21 protein-coding genes and 1 riboswitch are annotated in these 18,440 nt (G+C 46.0%); of the genes, 1 reads left to right on the top strand and 20 read right to left on the bottom strand.

Translation table 11 applies throughout. From position 1 onward, the window contains the following. Positions 1–12: 12 nt before the first annotated feature. The 14 genes from MHB43_RS00205 to MHB43_RS00140 all read right to left on the bottom strand — a co-directional run bounded on the left by MHB43_RS00205 (position 13) and on the right by MHB43_RS00140 (position 12,972). Positions 13–966: a ribose-phosphate diphosphokinase gene (locus MHB43_RS00205; RefSeq protein ID WP_017691370.1), complete on the bottom strand. Its 954-nt coding sequence runs from the start codon at positions 964–966 to the stop codon at positions 13–15. A gap of 101 nt (positions 967–1,067) precedes the next feature. Continuing rightward, a complete protein-coding gene (gene glmU, locus MHB43_RS00200) occupies positions 1,068–2,459 on the bottom strand; it encodes a bifunctional UDP-N-acetylglucosamine diphosphorylase/glucosamine-1-phosphate N-acetyltransferase GlmU (protein WP_405132370.1) in 1,392 nt (463 codons plus the stop codon). A 77-nt stretch (positions 2,460–2,536) separates the two neighbouring features. After that, entirely contained in the window at positions 2,537–2,731 is a 195-nt protein-coding gene (locus tag MHB43_RS00195) for a hypothetical protein (RefSeq protein WP_124118801.1), read from the bottom strand. A gap of 83 nt (positions 2,732–2,814) precedes the next feature. Next, positions 2,815–3,099 (bottom strand): septation regulator SpoVG, encoded by a 285-nt coding sequence (gene spoVG, locus MHB43_RS00190; RefSeq protein WP_017691372.1) that lies wholly within the window; start codon positions 3,097–3,099, stop codon positions 2,815–2,817. A gap of 188 nt (positions 3,100–3,287) precedes the next feature. Continuing rightward, entirely contained in the window at positions 3,288–4,115 is an 828-nt protein-coding gene (gene purR, locus MHB43_RS00185) for a pur operon repressor (RefSeq protein WP_076216765.1), read from the bottom strand. Positions 4,116–4,212: 97 nt separating this feature from the next. Further along, positions 4,213–5,067 carry a 4-(cytidine 5'-diphospho)-2-C-methyl-D-erythritol kinase gene (ispE, locus tag MHB43_RS00180; protein ID WP_237178567.1) on the bottom strand — a complete coding sequence of 285 codons (855 nt, stop codon included), beginning with the start codon at positions 5,065–5,067 and terminating at the stop codon, positions 4,213–4,215. Between the two features lie 150 nt (positions 5,068–5,217). Further along, positions 5,218–5,394 carry a small, acid-soluble spore protein, alpha/beta type gene (locus MHB43_RS00175; protein WP_017691375.1) on the bottom strand — a complete coding sequence of 59 codons (177 nt, stop codon included), beginning with the start codon at positions 5,392–5,394 and terminating at the stop codon, positions 5,218–5,220. Between the two features lie 250 nt (positions 5,395–5,644). After that, entirely contained in the window at positions 5,645–5,920 is a 276-nt protein-coding gene (gene veg / locus MHB43_RS00170) for a biofilm formation stimulator Veg (RefSeq protein WP_017691376.1), read from the bottom strand. A gap of 153 nt (positions 5,921–6,073) precedes the next feature. Beyond that, positions 6,074–6,970, bottom strand: coding sequence for a sporulation peptidase YabG (gene yabG / locus MHB43_RS00165; RefSeq protein ID WP_017691377.1), 897 nt, complete (start codon positions 6,968–6,970; stop codon positions 6,074–6,076). Positions 6,971–7,029: 59 nt separating this feature from the next. Beyond that, positions 7,030–7,932 carry a 16S rRNA (adenine(1518)-N(6)/adenine(1519)-N(6))-dimethyltransferase RsmA gene (gene rsmA / locus MHB43_RS00160; protein ID WP_272907837.1) on the bottom strand — a complete coding sequence of 301 codons (903 nt, stop codon included), beginning with the start codon at positions 7,930–7,932 and terminating at the stop codon, positions 7,030–7,032. A 4-nt stretch (positions 7,933–7,936) separates the two neighbouring features. Continuing rightward, a complete protein-coding gene (gene rnmV, locus MHB43_RS00155; RefSeq protein ID WP_076216767.1) occupies positions 7,937–8,482 on the bottom strand; it encodes a ribonuclease M5 in 546 nt (181 codons plus the stop codon). A 155-nt stretch (positions 8,483–8,637) separates the two neighbouring features. Next, positions 8,638–9,822 carry a ubiquitin-like domain-containing protein gene (locus MHB43_RS00150; RefSeq protein WP_339180974.1) on the bottom strand — a complete coding sequence of 395 codons (1,185 nt, stop codon included), beginning with the start codon at positions 9,820–9,822 and terminating at the stop codon, positions 8,638–8,640. A gap of 273 nt (positions 9,823–10,095) precedes the next feature. Beyond that, positions 10,096–10,349: riboswitch (cyclic di-AMP (ydaO/yuaA leader) on the bottom strand. A gap of 241 nt (positions 10,350–10,590) precedes the next feature. After that, positions 10,591–11,361, bottom strand: coding sequence for a TatD family hydrolase (locus MHB43_RS00145; RefSeq protein ID WP_221825886.1), 771 nt, complete (start codon positions 11,359–11,361; stop codon positions 10,591–10,593). 333 nt (positions 11,362–11,694) lie between these two features. Beyond that, positions 11,695–12,972, bottom strand: coding sequence for an HD domain-containing protein (locus MHB43_RS00140; protein WP_036606129.1), 1,278 nt, complete (start codon positions 12,970–12,972; stop codon positions 11,695–11,697). Positions 12,973–13,289: 317 nt separating this feature from the next. Between MHB43_RS00140 and MHB43_RS00135 the strand changes: the two genes are divergently transcribed. Then, entirely contained in the window at positions 13,290–13,544 is a 255-nt protein-coding gene (locus MHB43_RS00135; RefSeq protein WP_017691383.1) for an AbrB/MazE/SpoVT family DNA-binding domain-containing protein, read from the top strand. 266 nt (positions 13,545–13,810) lie between these two features. Here the strand turns inward: MHB43_RS00135 and rsmI are convergent, their stop codons facing one another. The 6 genes from rsmI to MHB43_RS00105 form a co-directional block, all read right to left on the bottom strand. Continuing rightward, positions 13,811–14,698: a 16S rRNA (cytidine(1402)-2'-O)-methyltransferase gene (rsmI, locus tag MHB43_RS00130; protein WP_221825848.1), complete on the bottom strand. Its 888-nt coding sequence runs from the start codon at positions 14,696–14,698 to the stop codon at positions 13,811–13,813. Then, positions 14,699–15,478, bottom strand: coding sequence for a tRNA1(Val) (adenine(37)-N6)-methyltransferase (locus MHB43_RS00125; protein WP_237178562.1), 780 nt, complete (start codon positions 15,476–15,478; stop codon positions 14,699–14,701). 95 nt (positions 15,479–15,573) lie between these two features. After that, on the bottom strand, positions 15,574–15,942 hold the full coding sequence (yabA, locus tag MHB43_RS00120; RefSeq protein WP_017691386.1) for a DNA replication initiation control protein YabA: 369 nt from the start codon (positions 15,940–15,942) through the stop codon (positions 15,574–15,576). A gap of 28 nt (positions 15,943–15,970) precedes the next feature. Further along, positions 15,971–16,771 (bottom strand): stage 0 sporulation family protein, encoded by an 801-nt coding sequence (locus tag MHB43_RS00115; protein WP_053778939.1) that lies wholly within the window; start codon positions 16,769–16,771, stop codon positions 15,971–15,973. Positions 16,772–16,888: 117 nt separating this feature from the next. Then, on the bottom strand, positions 16,889–17,860 hold the full coding sequence (gene holB, locus MHB43_RS00110) for a DNA polymerase III subunit delta' (RefSeq protein ID WP_405131080.1): 972 nt from the start codon (positions 17,858–17,860) through the stop codon (positions 16,889–16,891). 9 nt (positions 17,861–17,869) lie between these two features. After that, positions 17,870–18,313, bottom strand: coding sequence for a YaaR family protein (locus tag MHB43_RS00105; RefSeq protein WP_076216772.1), 444 nt, complete (start codon positions 18,311–18,313; stop codon positions 17,870–17,872). Between the last annotated feature and the right edge of the window lie 127 nt (positions 18,314–18,440).

Genomic DNA, 18,440 nt, shown 5'->3' with positions numbered 1-18,440 from the left:
ATGCAGACATCCTTATTCAATTTCAAACAGCTTGCTGATTGACAATTCCTCATGAACCCGGATAATCGCTTCTCCGAGCAAAGGCGCTACAGACAACACTTTGAGTTTGCTTGTCGGATTAGCATGCGTAATTGGAATGGTATCCGTTACGATGACTTCCTTCAACGGTGCATTCTCCAAACGTTCCATCGCAGGTCCGGACAATACCGGGTGAGTACAGCACGCGTATACTTCTTTTACGCCGCCTTCCATCAGAGCATTCGCTCCCAGTACAATCGTTCCCGCCGTGTCAATAATGTCATCGATCAGGATGGCTGTTTTACCCTCGATGTTACCGATAATGTTCATCACTTCGCTCACATTTGGCTCAGGACGACGTTTATCGATAATCGCCAGGGGCGCATTCAGGAAATCAGCCAGTTTACGTGCGCGCACTACGCCACCGTGATCAGGCGACACAACAACTGGATTTTCGATCTGTTTCGACCGGAAATATTGAGCCAGAATTGGCACGCCGAGCAAATGGTCAACCGGAATGTCGAAGAATCCCTGGATCTGCATTGCATGCAAGTCCATCGCGATGACACGGGTTGCACCCGCTTTTTCAATAAGGTTGGCAACCAGTTTCGCTGTAATCGGGTCACGCGAACGTGCCTTGCGATCCTGTCTTGCATAGCCATAGTAAGGAATAACGACGTTAATCGTCTTGGCAGATGCCCGTTTGAGTGCATCAATCATAACGAGCATTTCCATCAGGTTATCATTAACCGGCAAGCAAGTGGACTGCACGATATAAACGTGACAACCCCGAACACTCTCGGAGAGTTTCACTTGAATCTCGCCATCACTAAAGCTGGTTGTGTGAGATTCACCCATAGGGATCCCGATATAATCAGCAATTTGATGGGCAAGCTTGGGGTTAGAATTGCAAGTAAATATTTTTAATTTCGAATCAAAATAAGTCATAAAATAAAAACCCTCCGTGCTGGTTCATTGGAATCAATAAGCGTCTGCGACATGTCGGCACCTCCCCGATTTTCGGGAGGCAATCTTGTTATCAAAACCCCTTATTGGGGTTTGGCATTTTGTTTCTTGGCTTTGGCACGTCCGCGAATCTTCTCCGCATAACCAGGTTTATTCTCCTGACGTGGACGAGCAATGGCCAGATCATTCTCGGGAACGGAATGGGTAACGGTGGAGCCAGCAACCACATAAGCGCCTTTTCCTACCGTAATCGGTGCAATCAGATTGACGTTGCTGCCTACAAAAGCATCATCTTCAATCGTTGTCACAGCTTTATTATAACCATCATAATTGACAGTTATTGCCCCGCATCCAACATTTACGTTTTTCCCTACTTTGGCATCTCCAATATAGCTGAGATGAGATACTTTGGAACCTTCATCAATTGTAGCATTTTTCACTTCAACAAAGTCACCAATTTTTACGTTGCGACCCAGTTTAGTCCCTGGACGCAAATTAGCAAATGGACCAACCGTTGCATCAGAACCAACCTCGGCATTGGATACTACCGAATGTTTAATCGTAACTCCGTCCTGAATAACGCTGTCTTCCACATCTGCCTGAGGACCAATATGACATGCTTCACCAATGGAAGTTGTGCCTTTGAGAATCGTCCCCGGATACAAAACTGTATCTGATCCAATCGTAACATCCGCTCCGATATATGTCGATGACGGATCAATGATCGTAACACCGTTCAACATATGACGTGCGGCAAGACGTTCACGCATGAAGGCTTCGGCTTGCGAAAGTGCGAGTCGGTCATTAACCCCGATGGATTCTGCGATGTCATCCGACATGTAAGCTTCAACTACTTCTCCATCATTGCGGAAAATGCCAACTACGTCTGTGAGATAATACTCTCCCTGAGCGTTCTGGTTCGTCACTTTCTCCAGGGCAGCGAACAATTTTGCATTATCGAAACAGTATGTGCCCGTGTTAATCTCATTCACAGCATCTTCCTGCTCCGTGCAATCCTTCTGTTCCACAATCCGTTGTACAGATCCATCTTCTCCGCGAATAACGCGGCCATAACCTTTGGGATTGTCCAACTGAGCCGTAAGAACTGTCGCTGCTGCTCCGCTACTCTCATGGAGCTTCATCAGACCTTCCAACGTCTCACTGGTTACAAGCGGTGTATCTCCACAGACCACAATTGTAGAGCCTGTTTCGCCGCCAAGCAAAGATTTAACCTGCTTCACTGCATGACCTGTACCCAGTTGTTCTGCCTGGAGTGCATACTCTGCTCTGGAACCCAAAAATGACTGCACCGCTTCGGCACCATGACCGACTACAACTACACTGCGTTCAACGCCTGCGCTGAGTGCTGCATCCAGCACATGTCCAACCATAGGTTTACCGCATACGGGATGCAGTACTTTGTACAATTTTGATTTCATTCGTTTCCCTTGCCCTGCGGCAAGAACGATTGCCATTCGTTTCAAAATTAACGACCTCCTGTTCTGAAAATCCCATTGAAATGCATTGCTGATCCATATCCAATGAGTATCGTTCAGCCGGCTTCAAGCCGGTCCTGTTCATCGCCTGCTGTCTCTGTAATCACACGTAACAACGCGGACACCAACGAATCGTGACCTATATGTATACGCCGTGTACCTGCGAGCTTAACCGAATCCCAATGATTCCTAAGATGCCGCCCTGCCACCAAGCGCACGATGCGCTTTTTGTTCTCTGCTAATAAACTCAATACTGAATATATCTTATTCCGGTCAAAAAGAAAAGAGAGCCATAAGACATGGCTCTCTTTTCCTTCGAACCCCAATAATGTTCTCAGGCACCTTCTTCAATGACTTCTTCCTCAGTTGCTGCACGATCGTATTCAGTCAAAACTGCTGCCTGAATCTTCTCACGCGTACCGGAAGAGATCGGGTGGGCGATATCACGGAACTCTCCATCAGGAGTACGCTTGCTCGGCATAGCAACAAACATTCCGTTGTTACCATCAATGACACGAATGTCATGAACGACGAATTCGTTATCGATGGTAATGGATGCGATAGCCTTCATTCTCCCCTCCGAGTTAACACGGCGGAGTCTGACATCCGTAATTTGCATGTGTGTGTTCACCACCTTTTTCCATCAGAACTTGGTGTATAATTCCACACAGCATATACGAACTCCTTCTTTTTATAACCACAAAAATTTCCTAATTTCAGGAATTTTTTTATTTAATACACAATTCGACAACGTTAGTGCCAGGTCGATGGAAAAGACCTTTTAACGACATAACATTCGCCATCTTTCTACAGGTCAAAATAGTTGCCCGGCTTGACGGAAATCTGTCTGCTCTTGGCATCAACCGCTGTCAGTTTCGCCAGAGATACGTAATCTGTTAGCAGGCGTTCTTCTGAATCCACAGAACCAGATTCCACCAGTACTCCTACCCCAGCAACTGTAGCATTAAACTCGGCCAAAAGATCGATCATTCCTTGCACTGTACCCCCGGCCTTCATGAAGTCATCCACAATAAGTACTCTGGAATGCTCACGCATCGCCCTACGAGAGAGGGACATCGTATGCAGACTTTTATGGGACCCGGATACATAATTGATACTTACGGCCGATCCTTCTGTAGCCTGATGGTCCCTGCGTACGAGCACGACAGGCAGGTTGAGCTGGGCTCCGGTCGCATAAGCCAGTGGAATTCCTTTGGTTTCTACCGTCATAACCACATCAATATTCATGTTGCCAAAGGCCGTTGCAAAGATCTTGCCGGCTTCATTCATCAATGCGGGCTGTCCGAGCAGATCAGACATGTACAGGTATTCTCCAGGCAAGATCCGATCAGGCTGCGCGAGCTGGGTCGAGAGTCGCTCTGCAAAAGCCAATGCCAGCTCTCGGGACACCTTCGGAATCCATCTAACTCCCCCGGCTGCTCCAGCCAGTGTATTCAGTTCTCCTGACCCACCTTCTTCGAACACTTCCTTGATAATCGCCAAATCTTCACTAATTGAAGACTTTGCGGCTCCATAACGTTCGGCAAATGTGGTCAACGGAATAACCGTATGCGGTCTGGACAATAAGTATTGCGTCATTTCAACCAGCCTTGCGCTTCGTTTTAACTTCTTCACAGAGATCCATCCTCACGATCACGGAAACATCCAAATCCGAATAATTATTTAAGAATATACCACCTTTATACGTGTTTGTACATTATAAAAGCGAATTTTACGTCAACATACGCACAGCGTACACTTCTTTGCAGAACCCACGCAGACCATTGTATATCCGGGCAACCTTGGATTCTTTGGAGACCAGCCCAAATACCGTTGGACCGCTACCGGACATTAACACGCCGTCTGCACCCAATCGAATCATGGCATCCTTCAGATGCTGAACTTCCGGATACAGCTTCAACGTTACATCTTCAAGTACATTGCCCATCTGGTTACAGACTTCCGTGAATGATTGATTGCGAATAGCCTGCTCCATTTTAGCCGCACTCGGATGACGAACAATCTTGTCACTGCGGAACCTTCCGTACACATCGGCTGTAGACACATTGATCGGAGGTTTGGCCAGAATTACCCAGCATTGCGGCGGATTAGGAATGGGAGCTAACTTCTCACCACGGCCTGTAGCGAGTGCAGTCCCTCCTGTGATACAGAATGGAACATCCGACCCAAGTTCAGCTCCAAGCTCCTGCAGTTCGTGATCCGGTATATTCAACCGCCACAGACGGTTCAATCCACGCAGCGCTGCTGCTGCATCACTGCTGCCCCCGGCAAGTCCGGCTGCAACTGGAATCTTTTTATCCAGATGAATATGGACGCCCGTACGCACGTTATAGCGCTCCTTAATGAGTCTAGCTGCCTGGAAAGCCAGATTCTTCTCGTCGAGCGGGATATACCCCGCCTGACTGGAGATGAAAATAGTATCTCGCGGCAGCTCCGACATTTCCAGCCGATCAGCCAGATCGACCATGGTCATGATCATTTCAACTTCATGGAATCCATCGCTTCTTTTATGTAAAACGTCCAGCATCAAATTAATTTTAGCAGGCGCTTTTTCGTAAATTTTCAAGGCGTTCACCCGTCCTCACCTTTTCCCTAAGACAACTTAACATATTATATCAAAATGGGGCTGTCAAGTCATTTCTATTCCGCATCTAAGGGGAAAAAGCGGGGTAGTTCCTGATGGATTTCCCCCGCTTTTCTGTCAGCTTGAACCAGATTAAGATTTGCGGGCAGCCTGCTCAGCGAGTTGAATGGCTCTTTTCACCATGTTTCCTGCATCCTTGGCTTTGATTCCACCCCAGCCTTCCTGTTGGACCGTATCGTAGAAGCCCAGGTCTTTCGCAAGTTCATTCTTCAGATCCTCTGACATGACACTTCTTCTTCTGCGACTCATGAAACCATCCTCCTCCAAAGTATCCTTCATAATGTGATGAGTTCGTTCACGTTTTGGACATCTTGCCATCAGGCCAAATTCAGTTTCCCTGCATTGCTTCAGAAACTGACTCTTTACCTGTCCATATAGTATGCCGCGACCGTTCCTTGCTCATTCCTGAGTATGTATGGGTTACGTTAGAGGGCGAATTGATTTTAAAAAAACAAAAAAGCGATCCGCCTTGTGGGGCGAATCGCCTGTAAATCGATACTTACGTCTCCATATAGGAGCTATGCGTCTGGCTGCCCGGGTCATAAACCATGACTTCCACCGACTCCGTAAGTATATCCGCATAACTATAAGAAACTCGCTTGAAGGTTTCTTGCTCCTCATCAAGCTTAACAATAAAAACAGAAGGGTACGTTTCTTCCAATACACCCGTACGCTCAATGGTCTTACGGCGGCCACCATTAGCCCGCAACATAATTTTCTGACCAATATGTGCATCGAGATTGCGTTTGATATCCAACAGCGTGTTTTTAGCCATTGTCGACGACCACCTCTTTTCTTGTCCATTATACCGGTTTTTACAGTCATTGTCAAATCAAAACTAATTATTATATCAGCATCAAAAAGTTGTTGTCAATGAATTTTTTTGCAAACAAAAAAAGCCCCAAATTGGGACTTTAAATGGCCTACATCAGACTGCCGAGGGGTTCACTTTTAACGTAGATAAATCATTCAGTCCAGGCAGACCTACTCGATAACTCCCCCGTGTCTCGACACCACCCACACCCTGGCTGCCACTGATGGTATTGTGCAGAACATCACTCATGTTGACCGTATCCCGCACAGAGGTAAAGGAGGCCTTGGCTGCCACATAGACCGGATCAAGTGCATGAATGAGAATTCTCCCTGGAGAACTGGCAAAGTTCGCTCCAGCGCGCAGCAGTGCCTCAAAATGGGACTGACAGGCCCCTGCCACAATAGTCAGTGCATCCAGATGGCGTTCATATTGTCGGGCCACCTGAATGGCCGACACAAAATTTTGCGAGTTCTTGTAGCTACCAAGACTATATAAGTCATAGGGCTGACGTGTCTTTAGGACCCCATCATGACCCGTAATGACTACGATATCCGGACGTACTTTGGGTAATAAACGGTATAGGGTATCTGCCATTGCCGATTCATGGACATATTGTCCCTCTGCGGGCACACGAAGTTGCTCATAGAGATCCATACTTTTTTTCAAATAGTTCGGATCTCCATCCAGATGAAGCACCTTTCCAGGCATTTCAAAATAAGCCGGTTCCTGCTGAGCAGACCAATCCTGTACCAGACCTTCCCGATTCCGCTCAGCCTGTTCCATACGATTCTGCTGCAGACGGGACAGGGTCTGATGTGCTTTAATATGCGCCTGTCTGGTCTTGGCGCTTTGTGGTTCGTAGGGAACCTGTATCAAATCGTCCACCGGGGAATCGGCAATCAGCCGGAACTCAGTCCCTTTAATGACCGCAGCATCCAACTGGAGGCCTTCCACCCGAAAAGTCACATCGCCGCCGTATGACTTCCGAACGACCAAGTCTCCGATATTCATCAACGTAATCACCTCTACCCCATCGTATGGGCAGAGACCCGGTTTGGTTCATTCAAATTTTACAGCGCTGCACGTACTCCTGCTTCCCACATTACGGTGCTGAGTGTGGCATACTCTTGCAGACTCAACGTCTCTCCGCGTCGGGACGGTTGAATACCTGCCTGCTCCAGCAGAATGTCTGCCTGTTCCCGGTTCTCCTTTGTGAAGAAACGTGCCTTCAAGTTGTTTGAGATTGTTTTTCTCCGCTGGGCAAAAGAAGCCTGTACCACTTCGAAGTAGTGTGCTTCATCCGGAATCTCCACTGGTGGTTGCTCGCGCACTTTCAGCTTAATGACAGCCGATTCCACATTAGGTTGCGGAATGAAGACTGTAGGAGGCACAATACACACAAGCTCCGGCATACTGTAGTACTGAACTGCGATGCTCAGACTACCGTAGTCTTTTGATCCCGGTGCAGCAGCCATGCGTTCAGCCACTTCTTTTTGGATCATGACAACAATACTGTCTACCGGCAGCTTCTCTTCCAACAGTTTCATCATGATTGGAGTCGTTACATAATAAGGCAGGTTAGCCACGACACTGACTTTGTCCACGGATGCAAAATCCGTATTAAACAATTCAGCCAGATCAAGCTTCAACACATCCCCATGATGAACACGTACATTCGAATAAGGCTGCATCACTTCTCCCAGGATTGGGATCAAGCGCTGATCAATCTCTACGGCTGTGACAGGACCTGCTACCCGAGCCAGTCGCTCCGTAAGGGCTCCAATACCCGGCCCGATCTCTAACGCACCCTTCGACTCGTCCAGGTCGGCTGCATTAACGATTTTGTTCAGTATATTTTGATCGATCAGAAAGTTCTGACCCAGACTTTTCTTAAATGAGAATCCGTGTCTTTGAATAATCTCTTTGGTTCGCTTGGGCGTTGCAATTTCTATCGTCTCTTCCATATCCTTCATATCCTCACATTCCTTCACGTTCAATTTGCGCTAATGCTGTAGAGAACTCTTCCCGTGTAATCTGAAATACACTGAGACGTTTGTGGAACTGCTTACCGTTACAATAACCGATGCCCAGCAGATTGCCCATCTCCATGCGACGTGCAGCAGCCTGCGGATGCACGATAAGTCCTGCCGCGATCAGGTCCTCCCAATCGATCAGGCTCGGAGCACCTTCGTATGAAGTATGTACGCGCGCCAGAGCATGACGGATCGCCTCAGGTGAGGCATTCTCCACCCCAATGTCCCCTTTACGCGTTGCATCGGCTTCCGGAATGAAGGCATGTTTGCAGCCAGGCACCTTATTCGCAATAATTTTACGAATGCGTTCGCCAGCATGATCCGGATCTGTCAGTACAATGACTCCCCGTCTCTCCTGAGCAAGCGCAATCCGCTTCAGAATGCGTTGGTTGATTGCTGATCCACCTGTTTCTATTGTATCGGCTTCAACGGCCCGACGGATAGCTACCGTATCGTCACGGCCTTCCACCACAATGACTTCTTTTATCATGTTCCATTTCTTCCTTTCTAACGCAAAAAGAAGAGGAATATCCTCTTCTCTGCCAAACGGCGGGGGAGACTGAATTCAGACTCCTCCGCCGCATATTCCGCATGAATCATTCATGCAACTATTTTATAGCATTCCCATTTCAAAGTAAAACGATTTTAGTTCGCTTCCGGCTTCACCGGACCGATCACGTAGACCGTCTTGCCTTTCTTACGTCCAAAATTCAGGGCATGCTTCACACTGTCATAATATACATCAATTTTGTTGCCTTTAATGGCACCGCCTGTATCTTCCGCACGACGGAATCCCAGACCTTCGATATATACCCACCAGCCAATTGGAATGACTTTGGGATCAACCGCAATGGTGCGACCTTCCGTTACACGAGTACCGGAAGCTGTTTTAGTACCAATGCCAGGCTCTTCGGAAGAGTAGGCAGTCATGGATACATTTTTAAGTACTTTGGAGTATTTAAAAGAAGTCCCGGATACGGTAATCACTTTGCTGCCCGAGGCAGATGTTTTCTTCGAGTTCGTTGTTGTAGCCTTTTTGGTTGTTGAAGTTTGAGCCGATACGGTCTGAATCTCAGGTTCTTTCACAACCGGTTTTGCTTTGGTGCCGACAGCGATCACTTTATCTACACGATTATTCGCGACAGATTTGCCGACCATTTTTTTGGAGACCAATTCTCCATCCTGAAATACCTTTTCGATATGCTGTACAAGTGTGCCTTCTTTGCCGTTTACAACGACACGGTTATCCCCTTTGTACAAGCTAGGGTCAGCCGTTTTAATAACTTTGTAAGCGATCGGTTGCTCTACTTCCACTGTACGCTTTGTTACGCGCACTACACGGATCTTCATCTCCGCTTTGATCGCAGTTCCAAGCGCCGGATACACTTTATCATTACTTTCAACTTGAATACCTGATTTTTGAATTGCATCTTCTACCGATGAATCGGTTGTATACAGAGTCTTGGTGTCTCCGTCTGCCGTAATGTTAACTGGAACGGCCCGCTCAATAACGATTCGGTCTCCATCTGTAATCGCCCCATTCATGGACATGGATACCTTATCGTGAGGGCTGACTGTGATCGACTGCTCCTCCAGCATTTCCTGAAGCATTCCTGTACGAGTCTCTACCACCTGAGCTTTGCCATCAATAACCAGCGAAATTTGTTTCCCGGCCTGACCGTAAACGACTAACAAGATCATGATTGTAAGCGCAATTGAGAAAATCGCGATCAATGCCATTTGACGCATGTTCTCATGCTTCCACCGCAACGCGAAAGACTTACTGGATGATCGTGACTCATGGGTCTCTTCTGGTTGGAATGTGCCCACTTCTCCGTCCTCCTTCATAGCCTCGCCGTCTAAAGTAATGCATGATGTCTTTGACGTGACTATACCAAATTTTCTACAGAACACAGATTGGACCAACATAATCCGGTTCTGCACCATGAATCAATCTTCGCAACATGATGTCATCCTCCTGAATACCTACCGTATGATGACAATATTTCTTTTATTCAAAAACAAAAAAGCCAAAGAAAGAGTGTAAGAGGAACTCTTTCGTGGCTTCCGAATGATTTTGAATATCGGAAATTCATGCACGAGGTTGCCTCTCTTTTTCCGCTTGCGAGGTTAGCTGTCGGGTTCGGGCGAAAGAGAGCCGCCCTATCTTGGGTCACCCGCTCATGGCGGACGCCCTTGAATTCACCCCGAGACCCAAAGAAGAAATCAAATACGGCTTCGCAGTTCCCTTCGCTGCTTTTGGGTCAGCGAACGTTGCGCATCGGCCAAATACACCGATGTTTAAGCCCTATTGGTTCCCCCGCTCTCCGTTAACGGAGACTCAGCGAGACTGATTCATGAAAGTAATGTTGTTTCATCGGAAAGTGTCCCTTTGTTCATCCCCCGAACATCTGTCCATTTTTCCGCACAACAATTCACTGAAAAGATGATATCCTGTTTTGATGCATGTTGTAAAGCGTTGATCAAGTACGTTTTTCTGAATATTTGGTTAAAATATTGTAATATTCTTGATTTATTTGGATCAAAGGGCAAATTAACTCCGCTTACCTGCCTTTTTCACCTCATTTACTCGTTTTTTTAACGAATTCCAAATCGTTCCATGGCATTTTTGGTTGTTATTGCAGCAATTTCCTCCACCGAAATGCCTTTAATTTCCGCAGCTGCCTCTGCAACCAGACGTACATGCGCTGTCTCATTTCGCTTCCCACGATAAGGGTGAGGTGTCAAATATGGAGCATCTGTTTCAATGAAAAACCGGTCCATAGGAACCTTCTCCAGCACCTCTTTGGGCTGCTTTGCATTTTTGAATGTGATTGGTCCTCCGAAGGAGAGATGGAAGCCCATATCGAGACAACTTTTTGCTGTTTCCCAGCTGCCCGAGAACGAGTGCATCACACCACCAACCTCACCCGCTTTCTCTTCACGCAAAATTCTTATGATATCCTCATGTGCATCCCGATTATGGATGACAATCGGCATCTTCACTTCACGCGCCAAAGCAATTTGTTGTCGTAATACGCGATGCTGTATTTCCTTTGGTGAAGTGTCCCAGTGATAATCCAATCCAATCTCACCGATCGCAACCACTTTTTCATGCTTGCATAAAGATGCAATCCACTCCAAATCGTCCTCCTGCATTGTGATCGCATCTACGGGATGCCACCCTACAGCTGCATATATAAAATCATATGTTTCAGCGAGTTTCATTGTGGTTGGAATCGTCTCCCGATTAAAGCCAATGTTGATCATGCGACCAACTCCTGCATCCACAGCACGCTGAATCATGTCCTCGCGGTCCTCGTCGAATTGTGGTGCATCCAGATGTGTATGTGTGTCGAACAGCATCATGTCTGTATCTCCCTTCATGTCGAAATAACGACTATCTTCTTTTTGAAAATTCAATTTGTAAATTCCAATAATTTAATGACTCGTACATAAAACATTTTGGGTAATCTGTGTATTACATCATCACGTTTGTTTCTTCACAACTACAATATATAGAAGAGATACAGATATTCTGATCTATATATTGCTGATTAGGCTCATTCTACCTACTTGCATTTACAAAATTATGTCGATCTACATATACTCCCCATTAAAGCAGATTACTGTATCATGAAAAATAGCTCTTTTAGAAAGTGTTTTGATATCAAAATTCTTCATCGGATTATACCCACACAATTACAAGAAATAGGGGCGTATATGTGACGGTAATTCGTGAATAATCGCATCCACCTTGTTTTGCGGGTAATACAAATGATGTTTCCCTCGGTGAAGCCCACTGATGGAACGGACAATGTCAGATACTTCTGACAACTCACGTAAATTGTCCTGTCGATCCAGAAGAAGAATCTGCTTATCTGTGGATTCATCCGGACGAAACACATCATACGGATTATCCGAAGGAAAATCAATTTCAAGATCATATTCGGGATCGAGGCCAGCCTGTACAAAAGCTTCCCGAATCTCTTCCATCATTGTCAAGTCGACCTGTTCGAGCTCTACATACTTATATAACTTGCGATCCATAAAACGTTCGCATAACTCACTCAGAACAGTATCGTCCTCCTTGCGCCACTGCGTAAATGCCGTCTGAATTAATGCTTCATCCAACTGTAAATATTCATCTACGGATAATTCTCCTTCAAATAGTTGAGGGAGTGGATCAATCATGAAGCGGAATTGAAAACCATGTTGTAGGAGTGTTTTCGCTCGCTTGAATATTTGCCGCAATATAATTTCAGAACTACGAGTTACCGGATGGAAGTAAATCTGCCAATACATCTGATACCGAGACATTAGGTAATCCTCCACAGCATGCATGCCTGACTCCTTGACTACAATCCGCCCATGATAAGGACGCAGCATCCGAAGGATACGATCAAGGTCAATCGTGCCGTAATTTACACCTGTAAAATAGGCATCCCTGAGCAAATAATCCATTCGGTCTGCATCAAGCGGACTGGTCACCAAGTTCACAACAATCGGCTTTTCATACGTTTTTTGAATGACAGACGCTACTTTCTCAGGAAAATCAGGAGCATACCGTCTTAAGATCGCCCCTACTTCGGTATCACCTGTAATAATGCGGCAAGTCCAATCTTCGTGATTCATGTCAAAAGCTTCCTCGATGGAGTGAGAGAATGGCCCATGCCCGAGATCATGAAGCAGAGCTGCACACAGAGCTACAATCTTTTCTTCCTTCGGCCAATCCGAATAATGACTTCTTTCAAATTGAGAGATGATCTTGCGTGTGATCTCATAAACACCTAGTGAATGTGAGAACCGACTATGCTCTGCTCCGTGAAAGGTAAGGTAAGAAGTACCCAGCTGACGAATCCGGCGTAAACGCTGAAATTCCGGGGTGTTAATTAACTGCCATATAACCGGATCTTGCACGTGGATATAATTATGTACCGGATCTTTGAATACTTTCTCTTCCGTTAAACGTTGTTCCATGTCGACTCACTCCTTTAATTTCTTTTATATTAACGCTTTGAGCTCTACGGTTCACCTAGGATTCGACACAACATGACGAACTTTGTCGAATTAAGTAGTTTTGTCGTTTTCCAAATCGACAAAGCTGACATTGAGGTTTAAATGCGAAAAACAGCTTCCAATCCCTTACCACCCGTAACCTTGTGAAAAACAGCCTTAATTTTAAGCTAATTTTAAGGTTGACTGATTTGGGAATCGTTGGTATGATGAGTATCATAAAACATAAAATAATGTCGAATAATGACAATGATAGTTAGCTGAGAGGAGCACTGATTATAATGATGAAATCAACAGGTATTGTAAGAAAAGTGGACGAACTGGGACGGGTAGTTATTCCAATTGAATTGCGCCGTACGCTCGGTATTGGTGAAAAAGATGCTCTGGAAATCTACGTTGACGGCGAGCGCATCATGTTGAAAAAATATGAGCCTGCTTGTATCTTCTGTGGTAATGCAGAGAACGTTACTTACTTCAAAGGTAAAATTGTTTGTAACGAATGTATTTCCGAAATCCCTGCACCTGTAGCAAAATAAAAAATACAGGTATACTGGACTTATCTAAATTGTTATTTCTAACCTTTTTAATATTCCTTAATGACCTTCCCGGTGTGAACCCCACCGAGGAAGGTATTTTTTTGCCTTGTTATGGGTTCCATTATCCAAAATAATTCTGTCACACGAGAACCGGAAGAAACGATGAAATTTTTTTGAGTCACTCTGCTCTTTTTAATATTCCACTAAGGTTGGTTATAAGCTTCTTTTCAGGTTATGTTCCCCACAACAGAAGATATTTGGTTAGATTACTGCTCAATTAATGCATTATATACATCACGCTTCGTCAGACCGCGATCAGTAGCCGTTTTTTTCATTGCATCTTTGCGGTTATGTCCTTCATCCTCATAATGGCTGACATGATCCGCGAGTGACATGAGCTGCCACCATGCTTCGCGCTCAGCCTTACGCTCCTCTTCCTTAATGCCTTCTACCAGCAAACAGTACTCGCCAAGAGGCGGATGTTCTTCAAGCCAGTCTATACATTCCTTCACGGTGCCCCTTGCGAATTCCTCATGACGCTTGGTTAGTTCACGAGCCAGGACAATCGAACGATCACCCAGAATCTCTTCGAGGTGGACTAATGTTTTCCGAATACGGTGAGGCGATTCATAGAATAACAAAGTCCCGTTGGATTCGTCAAAAGCCTCCAGCACTTTTCGCATGTCCTTTTTCTCCCGCGGCAAAAAACCGCCGAATGTAAAACGCTCCGTCGGTAATCCGGACACGATCAGAGCAGACAACGCAGCGTTGGGTCCAGGGATGGGAATGACCGTTATTCCGGCCTCCAGTGCAAGCTGTACAAGGTCAGAACCAGGGTCCGAAATGGCTGGCAAACCGGCATCACTGACGAGTGCCAAATTTTTTCCTTCTATTATATAGCGTATCAGTTCAGGTCCACTCGCCCCCTTATTATGCTCATGATAACTAAACAGCATCGAAGGTGTAATTTCAAAATGCGTAAGCAGCTTTCGGGTCTGGCGTGTATCTTCTGCTGCAATGATGTCGCAACTCTGCAATGTCTTGATCGCCCGGAAGGTCATGTCCTCCAGATTACCAATGGGTGTTCCAACCAGATATAGCTTGCCTGATCCTTCAGGCTGCTCCGCATAGCTTTTTTGAATATGCAAAGTCATCTAAAGCCCTCCTTTCGTAGTACGCTCAGCATGTTGCTGACCATAGTAAATATCCATAATCTCTTCGCAGTATGTCCCCTCTTCATTGTAGACAATGAGTGGAGGAAGCATCCTAACTTCGGGTTTACCATCTTTCATTCCTTCAATTAATACCATGTTGGCTTCCAAATGAGCACGGGGATGCACCATCCGAATCCGTTTGGGTTCCAGCTTATATTCGCGCATGAGCGAGATAATCTCTGCAAGGCGTTGTGGACGATGAACCATCGATACTTTTCCGCCATTACGAACAAGTCGACTGCAAGCCTGAATTACTTCTTCCAGCGTACATCCGATCTCATGACGTGCCATGGCCTGATGTGTGTTCATTTTAAGATCACTGCCATTCAAAGGCATGTATGGAGGATTAACCGTTATTGCATCGTATACAGCATGTCCTGTTTCTTTCACCAATTCTCGCAAATCACCTTCACGAATCATAATCGACTCGTCCAGTTCATTCAATTGCACACTTCGACGCGCCATATCAGCCAAACGTGGCTGAATCTCGATCCCTTCCAGATTGGCCTGCGTACGCGTTGTAAGCAAAATGGGAACCACCCCGTTACCCGTACACAAATCAAGTACACGCCCCCGTTTAGGTACGGAAGCAAACCGGGCTAATAATACGGCATCCATCGAAAAACTAAACACTTCATCACTTTGAATGATTCTCAGATCATGAGAGAGCAGATCATCAATCCGCTCTGACTCATGTAACACAACTTCATTTGCTTTCATATGTTACGCTCATCCTCCGGTACTCTATATCTCATGTTCGTTTAGTTTAGGTTTATAACCTTGAAAAAAAACCGTAGGGGATCCCTACGGTCACTTCATTTATTCAAAAAAGACAGGCAGAACAGACAATCGCCTTCCGTCCGCAAATGTCCATAATAGACGTTGCAGATATGGAAGCCTTCGTGATACAACCGAGCCAGATTATCATACCCTTCACCCACAACATCCTCGCCTGTAGCCGGACCTGCTGGCCTTGCTACAGGAGCGAGTGCTGAGGAGATTGGCAGATCTGCCGGAGCCTCACGTTTGAGCAGTTTACGTAACTGCTCATTCTCGATGGTAAGCCGCTGATTATCCTCAAGCAGCTCCTTCACAATCATTTTTAACTCTCCTAAATCACCGTGCAACTGACCCAGTTGGGTTTCCATTTCATGAATGTGCGTAAACAGATTTTTCTTTTCCAAGTTTCCACCCCGAAGCAACCTTTATGGTTTACTTGATAACGACGTCATCCAGCGGAAGTTCTTTGACTTTACTGATGTCGAACAGTTGAACATGGACTGTGCGGCTACCGGCATTAATTCCGACAACTTTTCCTTCACCCAATGAGGTGACGACCAATTTGCCTACAGCTGGCAGTTCTTCTCTCACACTTTCATAGTTATCATGCTCAAATTTCAGACAGCACATGAGTCTTCCGCACAACCCTGAAATTTTCGTCGGATTCAGTGACAGGCTCTGATCTTTAGCCATCTTGATTGATACCGGCTCAAAGTCTCCCAGCCAGGAAGAACAACACAACACACGGCCGCAAGGTCCGATTCCGCCAAGCATCTTCGCTTCATCACGTACACCAATCTGTCTCAGCTCGATTCGTGTCCGGAATATGCTTGCCAGATCCTTGACCAGCTCCCGGAAATCAACTCTTCCTTCAGCTGTAAAATAAAATATAATTTTATTGCGATCAAACGTAAATTCCACATCGACCAGCTTCATTTTGAGGCCATGGTCTTTGATTTTATTTAAACAAGTACCGAATGCTTCTTTGGCTGCACGCTTGTTCTCATCAACCACACGAGCATCTGTCTCGCCCGCAACGCGGATGACTTTCTTCAGCGGCAACACCACATCGGACTCGCCCACTTCCTTCTTACCTACGACAACCTTACCGTACTCAACCCCCCGCGCTGTCTCCACGATAACGCAGTTTTCTTTCTCAATGGGAAGGTCCAGGGGATCGAAGTAATAAATTTTGCCCGCTTTTTTGAAACGGACACCCACTACACTGTACAAAAAATTAACCCCCTTGTAAGCCAACCCCACTTCGTCTGAAGCCCTGTCTTCTTAGGGAACCGGCCGAAGTTATAACCGTTTGCATATGATTGGAGCTAACTCTGCCCTCTCCCAGTCTTATGCCAAACCGATCAAAAATTGCTCCAGACAAAGCTGGCCATTGACGTTGAAACGCAATTTTTTTCTGCATCCTGCGGCCATATCCATATAGGAGACCCACTGCTCTGTGCTGCGGGTATGTGCCAACTGAGATAACATGTCTAACTGATCTATAAAAACGATATGTTCATGCCTATCGTACTGAACATACAGCATGTCCCTAAACCATAGATGGAACAAACTAAGCAACATGTCCAGATGTTCAGAGAGTCCGGTTTTAAAAAGCTTCTGCTGTGCAGAGATCAATGATGTGCTTCCTCTACCCAGGGACTCCTTCCCTAATTGTAACATTACGTTTCTAATTTCTGCAAACCAATTCTGCTGGAGAATTTCTCTACATGCTTCCAATCCTGACGCTAAATGGACGGCAGAGCGAGCCAGATTGGCAGGGTGCCCTTCCTCGATCAGAGATTGCAGCATATCTTCCGGATTCAGTGCACTGAACGGCACCAATTGGGAGCGTGAGCGGATCGTTGGCAACATGGCCTGTCCATTATCTGTAATCAGGATGCCGACTGCTGGTACCTGCGGTTCCTCCAGAAATTTGAGCAAACTGTTTGCTGCCTGCACCGTCATTTTCTCGGCTTGTTCTATAATATATACTTTGGGATGACCTGCCTCTGATCGGTATGAAAAGATACGCTGCAAATCCCGGATTTGATCTATTTTAATGTTGTTTCCATCTGGCGCAAGCATGGTTAGATCCGGATGGTTACCATGATCCACCTTACGGCATTCAAGACACTGCCCACAAGCGTCATCTTCAAGCTCTGTACAGAATATTGCCTTGGCAAAGGTAATTGCCGTCTTCCGTTGCCCGCTACCAGCTGGACCGCTAAACAAATACGCATGGCTTATTGCATGACGTGTTAAACTGCTTTGTAACATTTGCTTGGCCACTTGTTGACCCATAATCTGTTGAAAGGACATACTTCCTCCTCAGAAGCTTAAATTAATAAGCATCCCCCGAATTTCGCCTACTTGTTGTAATAGAGAGATTTTTCCTTCTTCTGTATCCAGCAATTCATCAGCCATGGATAACAGAGCGGAGTCAATTTCATCAATCAGCTTATACCGCTTGCCTCTGCCACGACGATCCCAACCCCTTGTCTCTTTCATGGATACACCGCGACGAACGGTCTCTTCCAGGAACCTTTTAACAAGTTGCTTATACGCCTTCAGTTCACGAATCGTCATGGAACGTGCCAAGCGATCGCCCTGAAGCTGGATTTCACTAAACCGGCGATTCAGTTCAGCTTGTGAGGCCCGTTCCCCCTGGTGATTCATCATATCAGAGAAATTTTTGGATTGAACCGGTTTGGAACCTGAATCAGTAGTACTGATCCCGCTCTGAATCGGTCTGAATCCAGGATTGATTTTCATGGATACGCCCGCTTTCTATCATAGTTAGCCAATCGCCCATCAGCACAGTGCGCGTTGCGCCTGTGCGTGAGAATGAGGCTTTTATATATGCTGATCACACTCTATATAATGGTAGATACACATCACC

The sequence above is a fragment of the Paenibacillus sp. FSL H8-0317 genome, from assembly GCF_045040685.1.
Lineage (GTDB): Bacteria > Bacillota > Bacilli > Paenibacillales > Paenibacillaceae > Paenibacillus.
Note: the sequence above shows the minus strand (reverse complement) of the source record. Positions and strands in the feature narration are given on the sequence as shown.